Origin of the sequence: Roseobacter sp. CCS2, from assembly GCF_000169435.1 — a bacterium.
GTDB lineage: Bacteria > Pseudomonadota > Alphaproteobacteria > Rhodobacterales > Rhodobacteraceae > Yoonia.
The window spans coordinates 51,567-71,248 of the sequence record NZ_AAYB01000001.1; the positions used below are offsets into that span (position 1 = coordinate 51,567).

The window sequence follows — 19,682 nt, forward strand, 5'->3', positions numbered from 1 at the left end:
GACTCGGTTTTTGGCTACGCCAAATGCGCAATAACGCTGCGCTGATGCGGCCTGTCACGATGTTCAAAAAGGTAAATGCCCTGCCAAGTCCCCAACGCCATTTTGCCATCGATGACTGGGATACTCAGATGCGTCGGCAGCATTGCGGCCTTAATGTGGGCCGGCATGTCATCGGGCCCTTCGTAAGTATGCGTAAGGTAAGCCATGCTGGGGTCGGTCGTGGGTGGCACCAAACGTGCGAAATAGTTCTGCAAATCGGTCTGCACCTCAGGATCGGCATTTTCCTGGATCAGGAGGCTGGCAGATGTATGTTGAATAAACAGGGTCAAAAGCCCCGTTCCGCTTACCCAATTGGCCACCGGGCCTGTGAACGCGTACAGACCGGGGCCATTTGTTGCGATCTCAAACCGTGTTTGCATAAAATACAATCAATGGGCTAACCAAACAGCCGCGTGCCTTGCTCATCAATCATCTGCTTGGCCTTGGCAATAGACGCGTCATCCGCCTGCTCTTTGGTTTGCAGAACGTCTGAGCGTATTAAAAGATGCTCCTGTCCATCCCTTTCGATCTTTGCCGCAAGCCGCCAACCACCGCTTTCCTTTTGCGGCTCAGGCGTGATGTCAAAGTCTTTGTAGGTCTCCGCCGCAGGAGGTTCGGGTGTTTTGCCGCCACCGAAAAGTTTGGAGAAAAGTGCCATGGGACCTCGTGTGTTTGTGTTGCTAAACTAACATCCGCGCCAGATATGAAGAAGCCGATATCTTGTCGCGGTTCTTCTTAGATGGGGTTTTCCCAGTGCACAACGCTGGGGCATTTGTTATTCATCGGGGAAATTTGCCGGATCATCCTCAATGAAGCACATTTTACAAGCGTTGGCCGTTGCCGGCATCATGACCGCTGCATTCTTTGCTTTCGTTCTTGCGCGCGAATACTTCAACGCGTCTCGTTATGATTTTACTGCAGAAGCGGCAGAGTTCCGCGATGAATGTGTCGATATCGTCCATGACGACTGGGCAGACCGCACGGGTGCTGCGCGATACGTACCTTTTCTTGAGCACGTTGTTTCATTTGGGCTGTGTGGCTGCGTCGTAGACAGGCTGCAAAGCAAAGATCCAACGCGCACCGAACTCTACCACCAAAACTTCATTGCCGCATCACGGCCAACCGCGGAGGCGCGGCGGGCGGCCCTGAACGTCATTATGAATGAACAGGAACTATCCGAAGACGCCATGTCCGCCATTGTTGGCGAACTCAGCGGAGCAATAAGGAGCTGTGGCGCTCAGAAGCGTGGTTAGCGTCTCAATCGCTCAATCTGTCAGTCCTACTGATCCAAGAACGAACGCAGTTTCCTACTCCGGCTTGGGTGCTTCAACTTACGCAAAGCCTTCGCCTCGATCTGGCGGATACGTTCGCGTGTCACGCTGAACTGCTGGCCCACTTCTTCAAGCGTGTGGTCGGTATTCATGCCGATGCCAAAACGCATGCGCAGCACGCGTTCTTCGCGTGGTGTGAGGGATGCCAGGACCCGTGTCGTCGTCTCTTTCAGGTTCTCCTGAATAGCGGAATCCAGCGGCAGGATCGCATTCTTATCCTCAATGAAGTCGCCCAGTTGGCTGTCTTCCTCATCACCAATTGGTGTCTCAAGGCTGATCGGTTCTTTGGCGATCTTCATGACCTTGCGAACCTTTTCCAAAGGCATTTGCAGCTTTTCTGCCAATTCCTCTGGTGTCGGCTCGCGACCAATTTCATGCAGCATCTGGCGCCCGGTGCGGACCAGTTTGTTGATCGTCTCGATCATATGCACAGGAATACGGATCGTGCGCGCCTGATCCGCAATCGAGCGGGTGATCGCCTGACGGATCCACCATGTCGCATAGGTGGAGAATTTGTAACCGCGGCGATATTCAAACTTATCAACCGCCTTCATCAGGCCGATGTTACCTTCTTGAATAAGATCAAGGAATTGCAGGCCACGGTTCGTGTATTTCTTGGCAATGGAAATCACCAAACGCAGATTCGCCTCGACCATTTCTTTCTTGGCTTGACGTGCTTCTTTTTCGCCCTTCTGGACTTGCTGCACGATGCGGCGGAATTCGGTGATATCGACGCCAACGTACTGACCAACCTGAGCCATATCGCCGCGCAGTTCTTCGATCTTGCCGGTCGACTTCTCGATCATCATTTGCCAGCCGCGACCGGACTTTTCGCCCATATCATCCAGCCAGTTCGGATCCAACTCGCGCCCGCGATACGCCTCGATAAACTCACGGCGGTTGATGCGGGCTTGGTCAGCCAGTTTCACCATAGAGCTGTCGATCGACATGATCCGGCGGTTGATGCCGTAAAGCTGGTCAATCAACGCCTCGATCCGGTTGTTGTGCAGGTGAAGCGAATTCACCAGTTCCACAATCTCGGACCGCAGCTTTTGATACTTTTTTTCCTGCTTGTCCGAGAAGGATGAATCCTCATTCAATGTCGCAGACATCCGCGCGTCTTGCATGTCAGACAATGCCGCAAAGTCGCGGGCAATCAGTTCAAGCGTTTCCAAAACGCGAGGCTTGAGCGCGGCTTCCATGGCAGCCAAAGACATATTGGCCTGATCTTCTTCATCATCGTCGTCATCTTTGGCAATCGGGTTGCCATCAGCGTCAAGCTCTTGTGTCTCTTCCTTCTTGGTCTCTGTCCCGGCGGCAGCAGGTGCAGCAACAACCGTTTCTTCTTCGCCATCTTCGCCCAGTTGGTTGCCAAAGGTGGTTTCAAGGTCGATCACATCGCGCAGCAGAATATCTTCGGACAACAGTTCGTCGCGCCAGATCGTAATCGCCTGAAATGTCAGCGGGCTTTCGCACAGCCCAAGGATCATCGTGTTGCGGCCAGCCTCAATGCGCTTGGCAATCGCGATCTCGCCTTCGCGGGACAGCAGTTCGACCGAACCCATTTCGCGCAAATACATCCGCACAGGGTCATCGGTACGGTCCAGCTTTTCAGCCTCGGCACCACCCAGCGTCACCTCACGAGAGCCCGCAACAGTCGCCACAGCAGTGTTGCCTTGGTTCTCTTCGGTTTCTTCGCTTTCTTCTTCTTCGGTGACCTGAATGCCCATTTCAGACAACATCGACATCACATCTTCGATTTGGTCCGACGAAACTTGCTCGGGCGGCAGCACCGCGTTCAACTGATCGTAAGTGATGTAGCCACGTTCACGGGCATCGGCGATCATCTTTTTGACCGCGGTCTGGCTCATATCCAGGCTGATATCGCCATCCTGGTCATCTTTACGGTCGTCATTGTCTTTCGCGGCCATTCGGAAAGCCCTTTCGAATACATAAATTCATGCCAAAGTGATTCGGCTGATTCGGTTAAGATCGAATCAACCTCGCATCGAGGTGATTCGCAAGCAGGTCACGTATTGTTCTTGCCATCTGTTGCGCAAACTACGACTTAGGTCGCTTGTCGCCCTTAGCAAAACCAATCTGTTCAAGAAGTTGATCAAAGGCGCTCTGCTCATCTTTCTTCATCAAGGCGCCATTTTCGCCAACGGCATATTCGGCACTGTCATCATCATCCCCACGCCCGGCCCTATCGACCGCTTTTGACGCCTCGGCCAGACGCCACGTAAGCCCTTCATCTGCAACGCCGCCAAGGTCTTCGACCGCATCTTCGATTTCGCGGACCTGACCCCTGCGCGCCGTCAGCTTCGCGAACTCTTCGGCCAGACACAGCCGTGCAATGTCCACGTCACCGCCCCGCCGGATTGCCGGGCTAATGGCCACATGGTTCTGCGCGAAAAGCTTTTCAAGGGGGGTGTCGCCCAGATCAGCAACAATCGCGGCACGCAGATCATCTGCGCCAAGATGACGCAGAAGGCAGGCCTGCAAGTCATGGTGAATCGGATCGCGGCACTCCATCTGCTCCAATCCCGTTTCGAACTCAGAGGCAACAGTGGGCGCTGCAATGAATGTCGCAAGTATCACAGCCTCGCGCAGATGGTCTTGGTCGGCGGCACCCGATGCAAGGGCCGAACTGCGTGACGTTGCAACGGGACTAACCTCGCGTTTCCAAGGATCCTGGCGCGAGTTCCAAGTACCGCCGCCTGCCTTGCGCACCGATGCTGCCTTGCGATTGGAAAACAGCGCCCAGCGCATATCTTTAAGCGCCTGGTCGTAATGGCTGCGAATTGTGGGGTCGCGGATCAGCTCTACTTTTTCGCGCAGTGCCTTTTCAAGGGCCGCTTTACGCTCCGGGCTGTCAAAAGTTCCCCCCTCAGTTTCGCGCCGCCAAAGAAGTTGCACCATGGGTATCGCTTGGTCGAGCAGCTTTTGCATCGCACCGGCCCCTTGCGCCTTGATCAGATCATCGGGGTCCAACCCTTCTGGCATCAAGGCAAAGCGCAGCGATTGGCCGGCCTCCAACAGCGGCAATGCGATATCTATCACCCGCATTGCCGCACGCAGGCCCGCCTTGTCCCCGTCCAGCGAGATAATGGGCTCGGGTGCCGTCCGCCACATCAGGCGCAGCTGATCCTCGGTAATTGCGGTGCCAAGCGGCGCAACCGTCGCAGTAAAACCAGCCTCGGATAGGGCAATCACATCCATATAACCTTCGGCCACGACCAAAGGTTTGCCCTTCCCGGCGGCTTCTCGCGCCGGTCCGTGGTTGAAAAGACTGCGGCCTTTATCGAACAGCGCGGTTTCAGGTGAGTTGTAGTATTTTGCTGGGTGGTTCGGGTCCATCGCGCGGCCACCAAACCCAATGGCCCGACCCCGCGCATCACGAATGGGAAACATGATGCGATCACGGAAGCGATTATATAGGCCATTGCCGCGATCACTTTCCGCCGCCAGCCCCGCGTCAATGATCAGCTTCTGATCGATGCCTTTGCCTGATAGCTGCTCCAACACACCGCCATTGGGTGGCGCAAAGCCAATTTCCCAGCGCGCCTGTGCGTCCGCACTCAGGCCCCGCCGCTCCAGATAATCGCGCGCATCCGCTGCCGCCCCGGTTTGCAACTGCAACCGATGGTACTGCACCGCCTGTTCCATCACATCGACGAGAACCGTCCGCGCATCCGCTTTTTCCTGCGCCTGCGGATCACGCTCTGGCACTGGCATCCCAGCCTCAGCCGCGAGAATTTTCACGGCTTCCATAAAGTCGACATTCTCGGTCTCGCGGACAAATGTGATCGCATCGCCTTTGGCGTGGCAGCCAAAGCAATAATAAAAGCCCTTGCGGTCATCGACATGAAAGCTGGCGGTCTTTTCCTGATGGAACGGGCACGGCGCCCAAAGATCACCCTTGCCTTGATTGGACTTGCGGGTGTCCCACATGACCTTGCGTCCGACGACCTGCCCCAATGACAGCCGATTGCGCAGTTCATCCAAGAATCCGGGTGGCAAGCTCATGACTGCATTATCGCGCATACCCCAAGGAAGGACCAGCCAACTCTCATCGGTCACTCAAACTTCCGCCGGAGGCATCCTGCACCCACAGCTTAGCGCGCGGTAACCCCACGCATCGCAACATCCAGATCATGCACCAAGGTTTGCGCCATTGATCGCATCACCATGATCTCAAAGGCATCCGGCCCTGTCCGAACAATCGCCACCGACATATGCCCCAGCATCGTCTTTGCGACATGGTTCTTTTTGAACACTTGCGCACGCAGATCAACGGGTACCAATCGCGCCAGAACATCCGTAGCACCAGCGCCCTTGATCTCGACAACCGCCCATGCATCAGACTGATCGGTCACTGCGGCCAGTCCGTCTAACGCGACATCAGCCGCAACAAGCCAAGTACCGTGACCAAACCACGTCACGCCCCCCACACGCCGGTTCACCGCAGACAGCCCAGTGCCAACCTGCTCTTTTAACCTAGCAGACGTTGCTTTGTTCTGCCCTGCATAAGGCGCGACCGACACCAGACACTCTGGCACGACCTCAGTCACTTCTGCTGCGCCATGGGCAATTGGCAACAGACCCGCGCAAGGCGTCAATGCAATCAGTTTAGCCACGCGCACGCCCTCCGGTTGGATCAAAGAAGACGGGATCGCAAACCTCGACCTCCTCGGTGATGTCCCGCAGATGATCGCGCAGTTTGATCACCTCGCCATGGCGCGCGCGCCCATTTTCAAGAAAGCCCAGCGCCAGATGCGTCTTAAGCGTTGGCGAATAACAGACCGAGGTGGTGTAGCCTTGGCTATTCACGCGTATCGCTGCCGCCTGTCTTTCAAACAAATGCGCCCCCGCAGTCAGTGCGTGGTCCCGGCCCTTGGCACGCAGACCAACCAATTGCTGCCGCCCCTCACCCAAAAGGCCCGGACGCGCCGCCGCTGATTTACCGATACAGTCTTTCTTTGCGCTGATCATCCGCGCCATGCCAATATCGAACGCGGTGGTCCGGCCATGGATTTCAGCGTGGGTGATAAAGCCTTTCTCGATGCGCAGCACATTCAGCGCCTCCATCCCATACGGCCCGCCGCCCATGACCTCGGCTTGCGCTGTCAACATGCGGAACAGGTTGTCGCCATAACGCGATGGCACCGCCACCTCATAAGCGTGCTCACCGGAAAACGAGATACGAAACAAACGGCCTGACACACCCGCGACAGACACCTCACCGCAAGCCATGAACGGCCAGCTTTCATCGTTAAGCTCTTGATCCAAAACAGTATTCAATAACGCCCGCGCTTGCGGCCCTGCTACGGCAAACTGCGCCCATTGCTCTGTGATCGAAATGACCTTTGCGTCCAGATCAGGCCGCAACACCTGCAACACGAATTCCAGATGCCGCATCACCAGACCAGCAGCCGCTGTCGTTGTCGTCATCACAAAATGCTGCTCACCCAGACGCGCGGTCGTGCCGTCATCCATGACATGCCCGTCTTCACGCAGCATCAAACCATAACGGACCCTCCCCACTTTCACGGTCGAGAACATGTTGGTGTAAACGAAATCAAGCAGTGCCGCCGCATCCGGCCCCTGAATATCAATCTTGCCCAGCGTCGACACATCGCACACGCCCACGGCATTGCGCACATACCCGACCTCACGGTCGCAGGATTGCTGCCAATGCGTCTCGCCCTTCTGCGGGAAATAACTGGGGCGATACCACAACCCCGCCTCGATCATCGGGGCATCACGCGCAACTGTCGCTTTATGCGACGTCGTAAACCGTTCCGGCGCAAAGCCTTTGCCCTGACTGCCCGCCCCCATCGCCGCGATGGATACTGGCACATAAGGCGGCCGGAATGTCGTGGTTCCTGTTTCCGGAATACCGCGACCGGTTGCATCGGCAAGCACAGCCAAAGCCACCACATTCGACGACTTCCCTTGATCAGGCGCCATGCCTTGGGTGGTATATCGTTTCATATGCTCGACCGAGCGAAAGTTTTCCTGCGCGGCCAGCTTGATATCTTTCACATGCACATCGTTCTGAAAATCAATCCACTTGCGGCCCTTGCCCGGCACAGCCCATAGCGGCGTCACCGAATATGCTGTGTGATCTGCGGCAGGCACTGTTGCTTTCGCGTTCAATCCAAAGTCGTCGGCTATTTCAGCGGCAACCGCAGCGCCTTCGGCCAAACAGGCTGCAGTATCAAAACTGCCATTGCAGGCACCCGCAGTCACCATTCCCGGAATACTCTCAGGCGTCGGTACAAATGACGCAATATCCTCGCGCCACTTAGGTCGCCCGTTCATATGACAGGTCAAATGCACCGTCAGGTTCCACCCACCGGACATCGCCAGACAATCGGTCTGGATCGTGCGGGTTCCCCCGTTATGCGAAATGGTAATGCTTTGCAGCGCATGACGGCCTTTGGTGGCGATAACCTGCGCCCCTGTGTAAATCGGATAATCACCCGATATATCTGCGTCATCGCGACTGTCGATCACTGCCGCAACCTTGATCCCGGCTGCGACCAGATCAGCCGCAGTGCGATGGGCGTCGTCGTTGTTGCCAAAGATCGTGACCCGCTTGCCCGGCACAACCCCCCAGCGATTGACATAGGCCCGCACAGCGCTGGCCATCATGATGCCCGGACGGTCGTTGTTGGGAAACGCAATCGGGCGCTCCAAGGCGCCCGCGCACAGGATTGCGCGCTTTGCGACGATACGCCAGAAACACTCGATTGGCTTGTCTGCGCTAGGTGCCCCACCAAGCCGCTCGACTGCGCCATAAGTGCCTTGATCGTAGGCACCAGTGACGGTCGTCCGCGTCATCCGGCGCACATTGGGCATGGCATCCAGTTCTGCCAAGGCCTCTGTCACCCACGCGCCCGCTGGCTTGCCGTCCACATCTTCACGCTCGCGCAACAGACGGCCACCCATAGCCGTATCTTCATCTGCAAGGATCACATCCGCCCCCGCACGCCCTGCCGTCAAAGCGGCCATCAATCCAGCAGGCCCTGCACCGATCACCAGCACATCGCAAAACGCAAAAGCCTTTTCATAGGTGTCCGGGTTGGTCTGCCCACTGAGCGCGCCTAAACCGGCAGCCCGCCGGATCACCGGCTCGTACAGCTTTTCCCAAAAACTGCGCGGCCACATGAATGTCTTATAGTAAAAGCCAGCCGCCAGAAACGGCGACACCAAATCGTTCACGGCCAAAGCATCATAGCGCAGCGACGGCCAGGCATTCTGGCTGGACACCTCTAACCCTTCCGACACCTCAAGCGTGGTCGCGCGCAGGTTCGGTTCAGCCTGCGCGCCATGCCCCACAGTGACCAGCGCATTTTGTTCCTCAGACCCTGCCGACATCACGCCGCGCGGACGGTGATATTTGAAAGAACGGGCAACAAGTTTGATCCCATTAGCCAGCAGTGCGGCAGAAACGGGTTCGCCCGGTACACCCTTCAACTTGCGCCCGTCAAAGGTAAAGGTGACGGTACTTTCAGGGGCGTGCAGCCTCATCGCTTTACTTTCTCAGCCAAGGTGGCCGCATGCACGGCGTGGGTGACCGTGTTACGCTCAACCACAAGCCACGCACCACACCCTGCCTCGTGAAACCACAGATCGCGGGTATCGCCCGCCGGATTGTCGCGATTGTGCAGATAATCATCCCAATCATCTAACCCTGCGTCATCGGCCGGGCGGCCCAACGCCAGCGCATCACCTTGATAATAGAACTCGCGCCGGTCACGTTCGCCGCAGTTGGGGCAGGTTATGCGCATCTGGCACCCTCATCATTTTGCCAAAAAAACTCAAAGAACATCGCCAGCCCCTAATGCAAGTTATGTTGAGAGCCGGTGCCCTCTTCATCCATCAAACCCGCACCTGAACGGAAGCGGTCCAACCGGAACTTGGCCGCAGCCTCATGATGGTGGCCGGTCGCCATCAGGTGGGCAAAGCTAAACCCTGACCCCGGCACCGCCTTGAAGCCGCCATAGCACCAGCCGCAATCGATAAAGAGCCCTTCGGTCGGCGTCTTGTCGATAATGGGCGATCCATCAGGCGTCATATCCATGATCCCGCCCCACGACCGCAGTACCTTGGCTTTGCCGATCACAGGCATCAGCGTCATGGCCGCGTCCATCACATGCTCTTTCATCGGCAAGTTTCCCCGCGCCGCGTAAGAGCTGTAAAAATCAATGTCGCCGCCGAAGACCAACCCGCCCTTGTCGGACTGGCTGATATAGAAATGTCCCATGCCAAAACTGACCACATGGTCAATCACCGGTTTCAGGCCCTCAGTAACAAAGGCCTGTAACACATGGCTTTCAATCGGTAACCGCATCCCCGCCATGGCCGCCACCTGACCAGAGCGGCCCGCCACGACAATGCCCACCTTCTTGGCTTTGATCGCGCCACGCGTGGTCTGGACGCCTTTGACAACACCACCTTCAATATCAATTCCGGTGACTTCGCAGTTCTGAATGATATCAACCCCGCGCTGGTCCGCGCCGCGGGCATAGCCCCAAGCCACCGCATCATGCCTGGCAGAGCCACCACGTGGATGGTAAAGCCCGCCATAGATCGGGAAGCGCACGTTATCAAAGTCGAGGTAAGGCAGGTGTTCGCGCACCCCGTCACGATCCAGCAGGATCGCGTCATCACCCTGATTGATCATGGCATTGCCACGCCGCGCAAAGGCATCGCGCTGCCCGTCCGAATGGAACAGATTGATCAACCCGCGCTGCGAATGCATCACGTTATAGTTCAACTCCTGCTCCATCCCTTCCCACATTTTCAACGAGTGCGAATAGAATTCCGAATTACCGGGCAAAAAGTAGTTGGCACGCACAATCGTGGTGTTCCGCCCGACATTGCCACCGCCGATATAGCTTTTCTCAAGCACCGCGATGTTTGTCATCCCGTGCTCTTTTGCCAGATAAAAAGCCGTCGACAGCCCGTGGCCACCGCCACCAATAATGATCGCGTCATATTCCGCTTTCGGGTCTGGATCGCGCCAAACAGGTTTCCAGCCCTTCTGGCCGAAAAGCCCCTCTTTGATCACGCGAAATCCGGAATATCCCATGCCGCATCCTTTTTGTCCCAGCCCCGACCCTAGCAAGCGTTACAGCGCAATGCATGTCCTCTTTTCGACATTGCGGCGACAAGGCGCGACCTGTCCGCAAATGGTTACTCGCAACAGGTTTCAGGTCGCGCGAATGATTCGCCTGTCCGCTGTTTCCGGACCCAAAAAGGTTAACGCTAGATGAACACTCTGGCGGAACCATGCCGATAAGCCGTGGAATTGTTTCCCAAAAATGAACAGTAGCTGTTGATTCCACCAAGTGTAGCAGCCAAAATGCGGCGAATTGCACAGACCGCCATATACGGTCATTTTTTTGCCACATGCTTATGGTGGGTATGGTAGAAAGTGTGAAACCAAAATTTGTGTTGGCGCCTGGGTTATGTCGCGCCGTCGATTGGGGATATGAAGAAATGCTGCACTCTAAACGTCGTCAGAACAAGCTGAAAAAAATGCAAGACGCGCGACGCGCTTACATCGAACAGTTGGCGTTCATCCGTCAATTCCGCAACGACGAAGATGGTGGATTGATTGTTCTTACTCTGCTGCTTTTGATCTCAATGTTGGTCGTCGGCGGCATGGCAGTCGATTTCATGCGATTTGAATCCGAACGAACAAAGCTTCAGAGTGTGGCCGACCGCGCCGTTTTGGCCGCTGCGAACCTTAATCAGGAGCGGGAAGCAGCCGACGTTATTACGGATTTCTTTACAGCCGAAGGTTTCGGCGGCTCAATCGTGGGAACGCCATCCATTCAAAAAAACCGGAACGGCAGTACAATCCGGTTAGAATCAATAGTCGATGTAGACACATTTTATTTGCGTTTGGTCGGGATTGATACCTTGTCTGCACCGGCAAATGCGACCGCAATTGAAGGCACTGGCAACGTTGAGGTATCGCTTGTCCTTGATATCTCTGGCTCAATGGGTAGTAGGATGACGGGCGATGCGTATCTGTACGACAGTGATGGAGAGATTCGTCTGGATCCGGATGGTAATCCTCTGACTGAGCGGCGTACGGAAGATCGTATGTTTTTCCTTATTCAAGAGGCGAACAAATTTATTGGCGACTTGCTCAAAGACGAGTACCGTGATCGCGTATCAATCAATCTCGTTGCATATTCCCAGCACGTAAGGTTGGGCGATGACCTATACACTGCTTTGAACACAACCCCAGACTCAATTGATGAAGACGACAATCTTGGCAGTTCTTATGGTTCAATTACAGACGGCTACACAGCACCTTTCACATATACATGGGTGAACGCTGAAGGCGACGAAGTAGAGGAAGGAACACCAGACGCGACTTTGGTCGGGCCTTTCGATAGTCCAATTGATCTGACTTGGGCCGGTGATAACAAGGTTATCAGGAACCCATCACGTTGCGTCACTTTCCTTGATGAAGAGTACACCAAGCTCGAATTCGATACGGACCGGGTATATCAACAAGTTGAGCATGTCGATTTTTACAACTATGAGACATTTTCTTGGCCCGCTTGTCCGGCAGAGGACTTTCAAGGCATTATCATGATGTCACAAGATAAAAAGCAGTTGCAGGACGCCATCAGTAAGTATGTCCCGACGTTGAATACATCTATTCACCGCGGCATGAAATGGGGCGTTTCACTTCTTGACCCAACCATGCGCGATCTGATGGCAGGTTTACCAACTATCGACGAAGCATTCCGCGGCACGCGACCAGCAGATTATTCTGATGCCTCAACAACGAAGTTCGTCGTTATTATGACTGATGGCCAAACGGTTTCCTCAGAGCGTCTTGTTCGTGAAAAAAAGGTCGATGACCCTAGTTACAACGGACTGGACATGTACGATACCTACGCAGAGTGGGAAGGCTTTCGTGACAACGGTGGCCAATCCTTTGTTGATGACGACGGAGATCCCACAACAACTTGGGAGTATCAACAGGTTAACGGTCGATGGGTACCATCTGGTAATGCGCATGAGACAATTGGTACTGTCGACGAACTTAACGCAAAACTGACCAGTCTATGTAATTTGGCACGTACTAAGAATGGTGATACGAATGATCGCTACACTGTGTTCACCATTTCAATGGGTCTCGTGAACGATACGATGACAACATGTGCGACGGATACTGGCGATGCTTTCACCTCCACGATCACCAACGATCCAGATGAGCCAGGCTTGCAAGAGATTTTCAAGACGATCTCAGATCAAATTACTGCTCTACGTTTAAGCCTTTAATCAGGGACACAAGGGCATGAAACACTTTTTGCAACGATTCTTGAAAGATCAAAGCGGAACATCTTCAATTGAGATTGTCTTGGTATTTCCCGTTTTCTTTGGGTTTTTCTTAATGACCTATGAGGCAGGCATATTGTCTTCTCGGCAAGTCATGCTCGAGCGAGGGTTGGACATCACCGTCCGAAAGGTGCGGGTGGGTGCAATTGATAAAGCAGATCAGGATGAATTGCGCACAGAGTTGCGTAAAAGCATCTGCGACAATGCGGGAATCTTGCCAGATTGTGAAACACAGCTTGAAGTAGAGATGATTCAACGTGACCCGCGTGCTGTTTGGAACCCAATCAGCACCGATATTCAATGTGTCGATCGAGGCGACATCAACGCACCGTCGACAAGTTCACTTGCCAACACGGCAAATAATGAACTTTTGTTTTTGCGGGCCTGTATTCGGATTGATCCATTCTTGGCAAGTTCCACCTTGGGAAAGACTTTGGTAGCGGGGAACGATACAGCAGCTGGTGACTCTTATGCCTTGATCGCAACCGCAGCATTTGTTGTCGAACCTTTCAGAGCAGATCCATGATGAACATTATTTCTGTCGCAGTAGACCGCTTTCGCAATGATGAACGCGGCTCAATGTCAATTGAATTACTTCTCGTGGTACCCATTCTCGTTTGGGTATTCCTATCAACGTATGTTTACTTTGATGTATACCGCGTCGAAACTAACTCGGTACGTGCCACTATTACGCTCGCTGAGATGTTCAGCCGCGAAGAAGATGTGGACAATACCTATATCGACAGCGCAAGAGAAGTACTTCGTACGTTGACTTACGAAGAAGCAAATCCTGACGTTCGCGTAACTGTATATCGCTACAGAGAAAGCGATAAAACGTTTCGCAGGGTCTGGTCTAGGCAACGTGGTTTTGGAACGAATTTAAACAATAGTGACTTGGCAGATTTGAAATCAGCGGGGCGTCTGCCACCGATGGATGAATTTGATCACAACATCTATATCGAAACACGTACACAGTATGATGCGCCCTTTAATATTGGGCTCGGTCCATTTGTTGTTACGGACCTTGAAGACCTGACATTCACGAGCGAAATGGTGATTCGTCCGCGTGGACCCAAACTTTGCTTTGAACGAGATAATGGCACAAAAATCTGCGGACCAGGCGGTCCCTAAGCCCGGATCATCATATTGATCCGCTCAGCCATGAACTTGGCCTGACCGGCGTTTGTAACACCACCTACACCAACACGGCGCCCGATGCGCCACCAAAGCCCCGGCAGCCATGCGCGGGGCTTTTTGTTGTGCAGGACCAGACTGAAGCCATTCGATGGTTTGAAGGCAAACGTCCCCCGCTCAACACTGCGGATTTCGTCAATGCGCGCCAGAACCGTTCCAGTACTGTCGCGCAATTCAGTTTCGGTCAGGGCCAATGTCACTGTTGTCGCCCGCCGCATCCGCTCTGCCTGCCAAAGCATCATAATCCCAAACCCCAGCATAAAAATCATCCAAGGCAATGATGGCGGCAAGGCAAGCGTGACATAGATCAGCAGCGCGCCCAGCCCAAACTGAACCCCATAGGCAAATATCCTGCGTGCCGGTGAGGCCTCGACCTGTGCATAAATGCCGTCTTCATCGGGTTGGAACATCAATTGTCTCCGTGTTTCTCAGCCGCCTTAGCGCACAGCATGGGCAATGCCTAGGTCATCACGCTGCGCCGCACCATATCCCAATAGATGCTTTCGATTTTCTGCGTCTCAAGCCGCCCACCAGCCCGGTACCAGTTGCTGATCCCGGTCAGCATCGCGATCAGTGCCATGGTCGTAATGCGCGGATCGGGCACCAAGAACACACCTTCAGCCTCACCAGCACGCAGTATGCGTTCTAATGCGTCTTCGTATTGGCGGCGCAGTGCCTCCACGGCGGTGAAATTTTCGTCCGAAAGGTTGCGTAGTTCCATATAGGAGACAAAAACCTGATCGGGCCGGGGCAAGTGAAATTGGATGTGAAACCGGGTAAAGCCTTCAAGCTGGGCAAGGGCGTCACCCCCCAAGTCAGCCGCATCTAAAGCCGCTAACAGATCTGTCATATGCCCCTGCATCAGATCAAACAGCAAGGTTTGCTTGTCAGGTGTGTAGTTATAAAGCGCACCGGCTTGCATCCCCACCTCGGACGCTATCTGGCGCATCGAAACAGCCGCATAGCCATGTCGCGCAATCAGCCGTAAGGCCGCATCACGCACCTTTGGGCGGGTCGTATCAGAATGAGAACCTTGCTTGCGTGCCATAACGCCCATTTAACTGAACGCTTGTTCACTTGTGAACCCCCGATCAGCGGTTGCCCCCGCCAGCATCAGACAGATAGAGTACGTGACATGCGATACGTTTTGATCCTGCCGCTTTTTTTATCCGCCTGCGCGACATTTCCAGCGCTGGAAGGCACAATCAGCGATGCCGCGCGGCAAGCCCCCTACGCTGACCTAACGCCATTGCCGCCACTGCCAGCAGCATCGGGCGATGATCAGGCCGCATTACAAGCGCGCATTGACGCGCTGCAAGCGCGCGCCGCCCGCATTCGCCGCATCGACATCGGTGCGTTGCAGTAACCGCATGCTTTCGCTAGACCCCTCGTGACGTATTTCAACGATGGAACCATACACATGACCACACCTCTTCGCCTTGGAATTGCGGGACTTGGCACCGTGGGTGTGGGTATTGTGCGCATCGTGCAAAAACACAGCACGCTTCTGGCGACCCGCGCCGGCCGCCCGATTGAAATTGTGGCCGTGTCTGCCCGATCAAAAACCAAGAACCGCGATGTGGACTTGTCCAAATACGAATGGGAAGACAATCCGGTCTCCTTGGCCAAACGCGCAGATATCGACGTGTTCATCGAAGTGATGGGCGGCCACGAAGGCCCCGCCAAAGACGCGACAGAGGCTGCAATTGCATCGGGCAAAGATATCGTCAGCGCAAATAAAGCACTATTGGCAATCCATGGCCAAGCACTGGCCGAGACCGCTGAACAGGCCGGTCGTGTCATCCGCTTTGAGGCGGCTGTCGCTGGTGGAATACCGGTCGTGAAGTCCATGACCGAAGGCCTTGCCGGGAATGAAATTACCCGCGTGATGGGTGTCATGAATGGTAGCTGCAATTACATCCTGACCCGGATGGAAGATGCCGGTCTCAGCTATGACGCGGTATTTGATGAGGCCAATCAACTTGGCTATCTTGAAGCTGATCCAGAACTGGACGTAGGCGGCATTGATGCAGGCCATAAGCTGGCGCTTTTGTCTGCCATCGCCTTTGGCACGCAGGTCGATTTTGATGCGGTCGAATTGGAAGGCATCGGGTCGGTCACCATCGAAGACATCCACCAAGCCGCTGATATGGGTTATAAAATCAAACTTTTGGGTGTTGCACAGATGACCGGGCGCGGGTTGGAACAGCGCATGTCACCTTGCCTTGTGCCGGACACCTCGCCCCTTGGGCAGCTGCAAGGCGGTACCAATATGGTGGTGCTGGAAGGTGATGCCGTCACCCAGATCGTCCTGCGCGGCCCCGGTGCCGGCGAAGGCCCAACGGCCAGCGCTGTCATGGGTGATGTGATGGATATCGCGCGAGGGCTGCGGGTTTCGACCTTTGGCCAACCTGCAAAAACACTTCGCAAAGCGCGTGCCGCGCGTGCCGCTGTGGCTGCCCCTTACTATCTGCGGATGCAATTGATCGACAAACCCGGTGCCTTGGCCAAAGTCGCCCATGCCTTGGGCGAAGCAGGCATATCGATCGACCGGATGCGCCAGTATGGGCACGAAGATACGGCGGCCCCTGTGCTGATTGTCACCCACAAAACCACACGCACCGCGTTGGAGGAGGCTTTGGCTGATTTCAAAGCGACAGGTGTTGTCACATGTGATCCCGTTGCGATCAGGATCGAGGCGGTTTAGCGCAAACAGTCTTGCCGCCATCGCATGGACAGGGTTTAGGGGTTATCAAGCCAACAAAGGACCATTGCCATGCAAGCTGCACCTGACTTCAACGACCGCAATCTTTCATTGGGGCTCGCCCGTGTCTCCGAAGCTGCGGCCATCGCCTGCACCCCCTTGATCGGACGCGGTGACGAAAAGGCGGCTGATCAGGCCGCTGTTGATGCCATGCGCACCCAGTTGAACAAGCTTGATATCGCTGGCGTCGTCGTGATCGGCGAAGGTGAACGGGATGAAGCGCCGATGCTGTTTATCGGCGAAGAGGTCGGCACCGGCAAAGGACCGGGCGTTGATATCGCGCTTGATCCGCTGGAAGGTACAACTCTGACGGCCAAGGATATGCCTAACGCGCTGGCGGTTATTGCAATGGGCCCGCGCGGGTCGATGCTGCATGCGCCAGATGTTTATATGGACAAACTGGCAATTGGTCCGGGGTTCCGCCCCGGTGTGGTGACGTTGGATATGTCACCGGCTGAACGCGTATCAGCACTTGCTGCGGCGAAAGGTTGCTCGACCAACGACATCACGGTCTGCGTTCTTGAACGCCCTCGCCACGAAGACATGATCGCTGAGTTGCGCGACACCGGTGCTGCCATTCGCCTGATCACAGACGGTGACGTGGCTGGCGTCATGCATTGCGCGGAACCTGATATGACGGGCATTGACATGTACATGGGCTCTGGCGGGGCACCGGAAGGTGTGTTGGCTGCGGCGGCACTGAAATGCATGGGTGGGCAAATCTATGGTCGCCTGATGTTCCGCAATGATGATGAACGTGGGCGGGCGACAAAAGCCGGGATCACGAATTTTGATCGCGTCTATACGCGCGATGATATGGTTACAGGCGATGTGATCTTTGCCGCGACCGGTGTAACCGATGGCTCACTCGTGCCGGGGATCAAACGTGAAGTTGGGTTTGTAACGGCAGAGACGATTTTGATGCGGTCCAAGACGGGATCGGTCCGGCGCATGATCTACCGCAATCCTGTCAGCTAACGTTGGAACCTGCGGCAGGGGTTTTCTGGGCAAGATGACAAACAGACCGTGGTCAAAAGGCTGAATGCCGCATATTGTGTGCGGCGATGGAAACGCCACTAGATAAACCCGCATTTTTAAATGTGACTGCATCGGCAAATGGGCGTCGCTGGGTCGGCCCTACGGCTGAAGAAGACCGGTTATCCGAAGCGATGGCACAACAAACCGGGCTTGCACCAGCCTTGTGCCGCGTATTGGTCCGGCGCGGTGTGGATGCACAGGACGCGCCCGCCTTTCTGGCGCCGACCCTGCGCGACCTGCTTCCTGACCCCCGCGTGTTGAAGACATGGACCGCGCAAAAAGCGGTTTTGACGCGGGGACAAACGAAACGGATCGCAGTTTCGCTGACTATGACGTGGATGCGGCACCTCTGCTGCATGTTGATCACGTGGTGCGGGATATGGGCTGCAAGCGACGCTTTATGTGCCGGACCGTATTGACGAAGGTTATGGGCCCAATGATGCAGCCATGTCAGCGCTCGCCAAGGACCATGACCTGATCATCTGTGTCGATTGCGGTACGCTGTCGCACGGGCCTATCGCCGCCGCTACTGGCGCGGACGTGATTGTATTGGACCACCATTTGGGCGGTGAAACGCTGCCCAAAGCTATCGCTGTCGTGAACCCAAACCGACAAGACGAAAGCGGCGAACTAGCCCATCTGTGTGCTGCGGGTGTGGTGTTCCTGATGCTGGTCGATGTGAACCGGCAGTTGCGCGAAGCAGGGCAAAAAGGCCCCGATCTGATGGCGATGCTTGATCTGGTCGGACTTGCGACAGTGGCTGATGTCGCCCCTTTGACCGGGGTGAACCGCGCTTTCGTCCGTCAGGGGCTAACGGTCATGGCGCGCCGCAATAGGGTGGGCCTGACAGCATTGGCGGATGTCGCAGGCCTTGATCAGGCGCCCACCAGTTATCATTTGGGCTTTCTTTTGGGGCCGCGTGTGAATGCAGGCGGCCGGATTGGCAAGGCGGACCTTGGTGCGCGTTTGCTATCCACAAATGACCCGGTCGAGGCCGAGGCCATGGCCGCGAAACTTGATGAACTCAACACAGACCGTCGCGAGGTCGAAGCGCAGGTGCGCGACTTGGCGCTAGAACAAGCTACCGTACGCGGGCTTGACGGACCCTTGGTCTGGGCGGCAGGTGAAGGGTGGCACCCAGGCGTTGTCGGCATCGTGGCCGCCCGCCTGAAAGAAGCGACCAACCGCCCCGCAATTGTGATCGGGTTAGACGGGGATGAAGGCAAAGGGTCCGGGCGGTCAGTGTCAGGGATTGACCTTGGCGCTGCTATCCAGCGCACAGCCCAGGACGGGCTGCTGATCAAGGGTGGCGGCCACAAAATGGCAGCGGGCCTGACAGTCGCACGCGACAAGCTGGACGATGCCATGGTGCGCTTGGGCGAACTGCTGGCCAAACAAGGGGCTGCCGATATTGGGCCGGCCGACCTCAACATCAGCGGTATCCTGATGCCTGGCGCCGCAACCATCGACCTGATCACCCAGATTGAAGATGCGGGCCCTTTCGGCGCAGGGGCCCCTGCCCCGCGCTTTGCCTTTCCTGATTGCCAGATCCACTTTGCCAAACAGGTTGGTGCAAACCATCTTAAGATCAGCTTTGGTGACGGGATGGGCGGGCGTATTGATGGGATCAGTTTTGGGGCCATGGACGGCCCAATGGGACCAATGTTGATGAATCACAATGGTGCGCGCTTCCATCTGGTGGGACGGTTGGAAATTAACACCTGGCAAGGGCGGCAATCCGTTCAGCTGCGTCTTGAAGACACCGCACCAGCGCATTGAAAGCTGCGTGCAAAAAACCAAAAAACCCCCTTGCGCGCGCGGCTGCGTTTCCCTAAAAGCGGCGCACCAACTGCGGTCCCTTCGTCTATCGGTTAGGACGCCAGGTTTTCAACCTGGAAAGAGGGGTTCGATTCCCCTAGGGACTGCCATTGGTTTTC

The 19,682-nt window shown here is 55.5% G+C and carries 19 protein-coding genes and 1 tRNA gene; 10 read left to right on the forward strand and 10 right to left on the reverse strand.

Annotated features, from left to right (window positions below; all coding sequences use genetic code 11):
• Positions 1–14 precede the first annotated feature (14 nt).
• Positions 15–419: a secondary thiamine-phosphate synthase enzyme YjbQ gene (locus RCCS2_RS00310; RefSeq protein ID WP_008230444.1), complete on the reverse strand. Its 405-nt coding sequence runs from the start codon at positions 417–419 to the stop codon at positions 15–17.
• 17 nt (positions 420–436) lie between these two features.
• Complete coding sequence (locus tag RCCS2_RS00315) at positions 437–697, reverse strand: HlyU family transcriptional regulator (protein WP_008230445.1); 261 nt, start codon at positions 695–697, stop codon at positions 437–439.
• A gap of 190 nt (positions 698–887) precedes the next feature.
• Here RCCS2_RS00315 and RCCS2_RS00320 point away from each other — a divergent pair, with 190 nt between their 5' ends.
• The gene (locus RCCS2_RS00320; protein ID WP_156788384.1) at positions 888–1,292 is read left to right on the forward strand and encodes a hypothetical protein; all 405 of its coding nucleotides are present in this window, start codon (positions 888–890) and stop codon (positions 1,290–1,292) included.
• A 26-nt stretch (positions 1,293–1,318) separates the two neighbouring features.
• Here RCCS2_RS00320 and rpoD read toward each other — a convergent pair whose 3' ends face one another.
• The 6 genes from rpoD to RCCS2_RS00350 all read right to left on the reverse strand — a co-directional run bounded on the left by rpoD (position 1,319) and on the right by RCCS2_RS00350 (position 10,473).
• Entirely contained in the window at positions 1,319–3,301 is a 1,983-nt protein-coding gene (gene rpoD, locus RCCS2_RS00325; protein ID WP_008230448.1) for an RNA polymerase sigma factor RpoD, read from the reverse strand.
• A gap of 130 nt (positions 3,302–3,431) precedes the next feature.
• On the reverse strand, positions 3,432–5,399 hold the full coding sequence (gene dnaG / locus RCCS2_RS00330) for a DNA primase (protein ID WP_037293298.1): 1,968 nt from the start codon (positions 5,397–5,399) through the stop codon (positions 3,432–3,434).
• An 89-nt stretch (positions 5,400–5,488) separates the two neighbouring features.
• A complete protein-coding gene (locus tag RCCS2_RS00335) occupies positions 5,489–6,010 on the reverse strand; it encodes a sarcosine oxidase subunit gamma (protein ID WP_037293301.1) in 522 nt (173 codons plus the stop codon).
• Positions 6,003–8,909 carry a sarcosine oxidase subunit alpha family protein gene (locus RCCS2_RS00340; protein ID WP_008230451.1) on the reverse strand — a complete coding sequence of 969 codons (2,907 nt, stop codon included), beginning with the start codon at positions 8,907–8,909 and terminating at the stop codon, positions 6,003–6,005. The genes RCCS2_RS00335 and RCCS2_RS00340 overlap by 8 nt, the downstream gene beginning before the upstream one ends.
• Positions 8,906–9,169 carry a sarcosine oxidase subunit delta gene (locus RCCS2_RS00345; protein WP_008230453.1) on the reverse strand — a complete coding sequence of 88 codons (264 nt, stop codon included), beginning with the start codon at positions 9,167–9,169 and terminating at the stop codon, positions 8,906–8,908. Before RCCS2_RS00345 ends, RCCS2_RS00340 begins: the two co-directional genes overlap by 4 nt.
• Before the next feature lie 50 nt (positions 9,170–9,219).
• Entirely contained in the window at positions 9,220–10,473 is a 1,254-nt protein-coding gene (locus tag RCCS2_RS00350; RefSeq protein ID WP_008230454.1) for a sarcosine oxidase subunit beta family protein, read from the reverse strand.
• A gap of 320 nt (positions 10,474–10,793) precedes the next feature.
• On the opposite strand from RCCS2_RS00350, the gene RCCS2_RS17760 reads away from it, so the two are divergent.
• From RCCS2_RS17760 to RCCS2_RS18245, 3 genes are read left to right on the forward strand one after another with little or no spacing between them, the layout of a single operon-like run.
• Positions 10,794–12,692, forward strand: a complete 1,899-nt coding sequence (locus RCCS2_RS17760) for a Tad domain-containing protein (protein WP_008230455.1) — start codon at positions 10,794–10,796, stop codon at positions 12,690–12,692.
• Between the two features lie 16 nt (positions 12,693–12,708).
• On the forward strand, positions 12,709–13,275 hold the full coding sequence (locus tag RCCS2_RS00360; RefSeq protein ID WP_008230456.1) for a TadE/TadG family type IV pilus assembly protein: 567 nt from the start codon (positions 12,709–12,711) through the stop codon (positions 13,273–13,275).
• Positions 13,272–13,880, forward strand: coding sequence for a TadE/TadG family type IV pilus assembly protein (locus tag RCCS2_RS18245; protein WP_156788385.1), 609 nt, complete (start codon positions 13,272–13,274; stop codon positions 13,878–13,880). Before RCCS2_RS00360 ends, RCCS2_RS18245 begins: the two co-directional genes overlap by 4 nt.
• Here the strand turns inward: RCCS2_RS18245 and RCCS2_RS00370 are convergent.
• The gene (locus RCCS2_RS00370) at positions 13,877–14,353 is read right to left on the reverse strand and encodes a hypothetical protein (RefSeq protein WP_008230458.1); all 477 of its coding nucleotides are present in this window, start codon (positions 14,351–14,353) and stop codon (positions 13,877–13,879) included. The genes RCCS2_RS18245 and RCCS2_RS00370 overlap by 4 nt on opposite strands.
• 50 nt (positions 14,354–14,403) lie before the next feature.
• Positions 14,404–14,991 carry a TetR/AcrR family transcriptional regulator gene (locus RCCS2_RS00375; RefSeq protein ID WP_037293308.1) on the reverse strand — a complete coding sequence of 196 codons (588 nt, stop codon included), beginning with the start codon at positions 14,989–14,991 and terminating at the stop codon, positions 14,404–14,406.
• An 87-nt stretch (positions 14,992–15,078) separates the two neighbouring features.
• On the opposite strand from RCCS2_RS00375, the gene RCCS2_RS00380 reads away from it, so the two are divergent.
• From RCCS2_RS00380 to RCCS2_RS00400, 6 genes are all read left to right on the forward strand, one after another.
• Entirely contained in the window at positions 15,079–15,309 is a 231-nt protein-coding gene (locus RCCS2_RS00380) for a hypothetical protein (RefSeq protein WP_008230461.1), read from the forward strand.
• Between the two features lie 54 nt (positions 15,310–15,363).
• Positions 15,364–16,650 (forward strand): homoserine dehydrogenase, encoded by a 1,287-nt coding sequence (locus RCCS2_RS00385; protein WP_008230462.1) that lies wholly within the window; start codon positions 15,364–15,366, stop codon positions 16,648–16,650.
• A 69-nt stretch (positions 16,651–16,719) separates the two neighbouring features.
• Positions 16,720–17,685 (forward strand): class II fructose-bisphosphatase, encoded by a 966-nt coding sequence (gene glpX, locus RCCS2_RS00390; RefSeq protein ID WP_008230463.1) that lies wholly within the window; start codon positions 16,720–16,722, stop codon positions 17,683–17,685.
• Positions 17,686–17,807: 122 nt separating this feature from the next.
• Positions 17,808–18,164: a hypothetical protein gene (locus RCCS2_RS18820; protein WP_442852253.1), complete on the forward strand. Its 357-nt coding sequence runs from the start codon at positions 17,808–17,810 to the stop codon at positions 18,162–18,164.
• Positions 18,148–19,524 carry a single-stranded-DNA-specific exonuclease RecJ gene (gene recJ / locus RCCS2_RS00395; RefSeq protein ID WP_008230465.1) on the forward strand — a complete coding sequence of 459 codons (1,377 nt, stop codon included), beginning with the start codon at positions 18,148–18,150 and terminating at the stop codon, positions 19,522–19,524. Before RCCS2_RS18820 ends, recJ begins: the two co-directional genes overlap by 17 nt.
• A 74-nt stretch (positions 19,525–19,598) precedes the next feature.
• Positions 19,599–19,673: transfer RNA gene (locus RCCS2_RS00400), tRNA-Glu, on the forward strand.
• Positions 19,674–19,682: the final 9 nt, after the last annotated feature.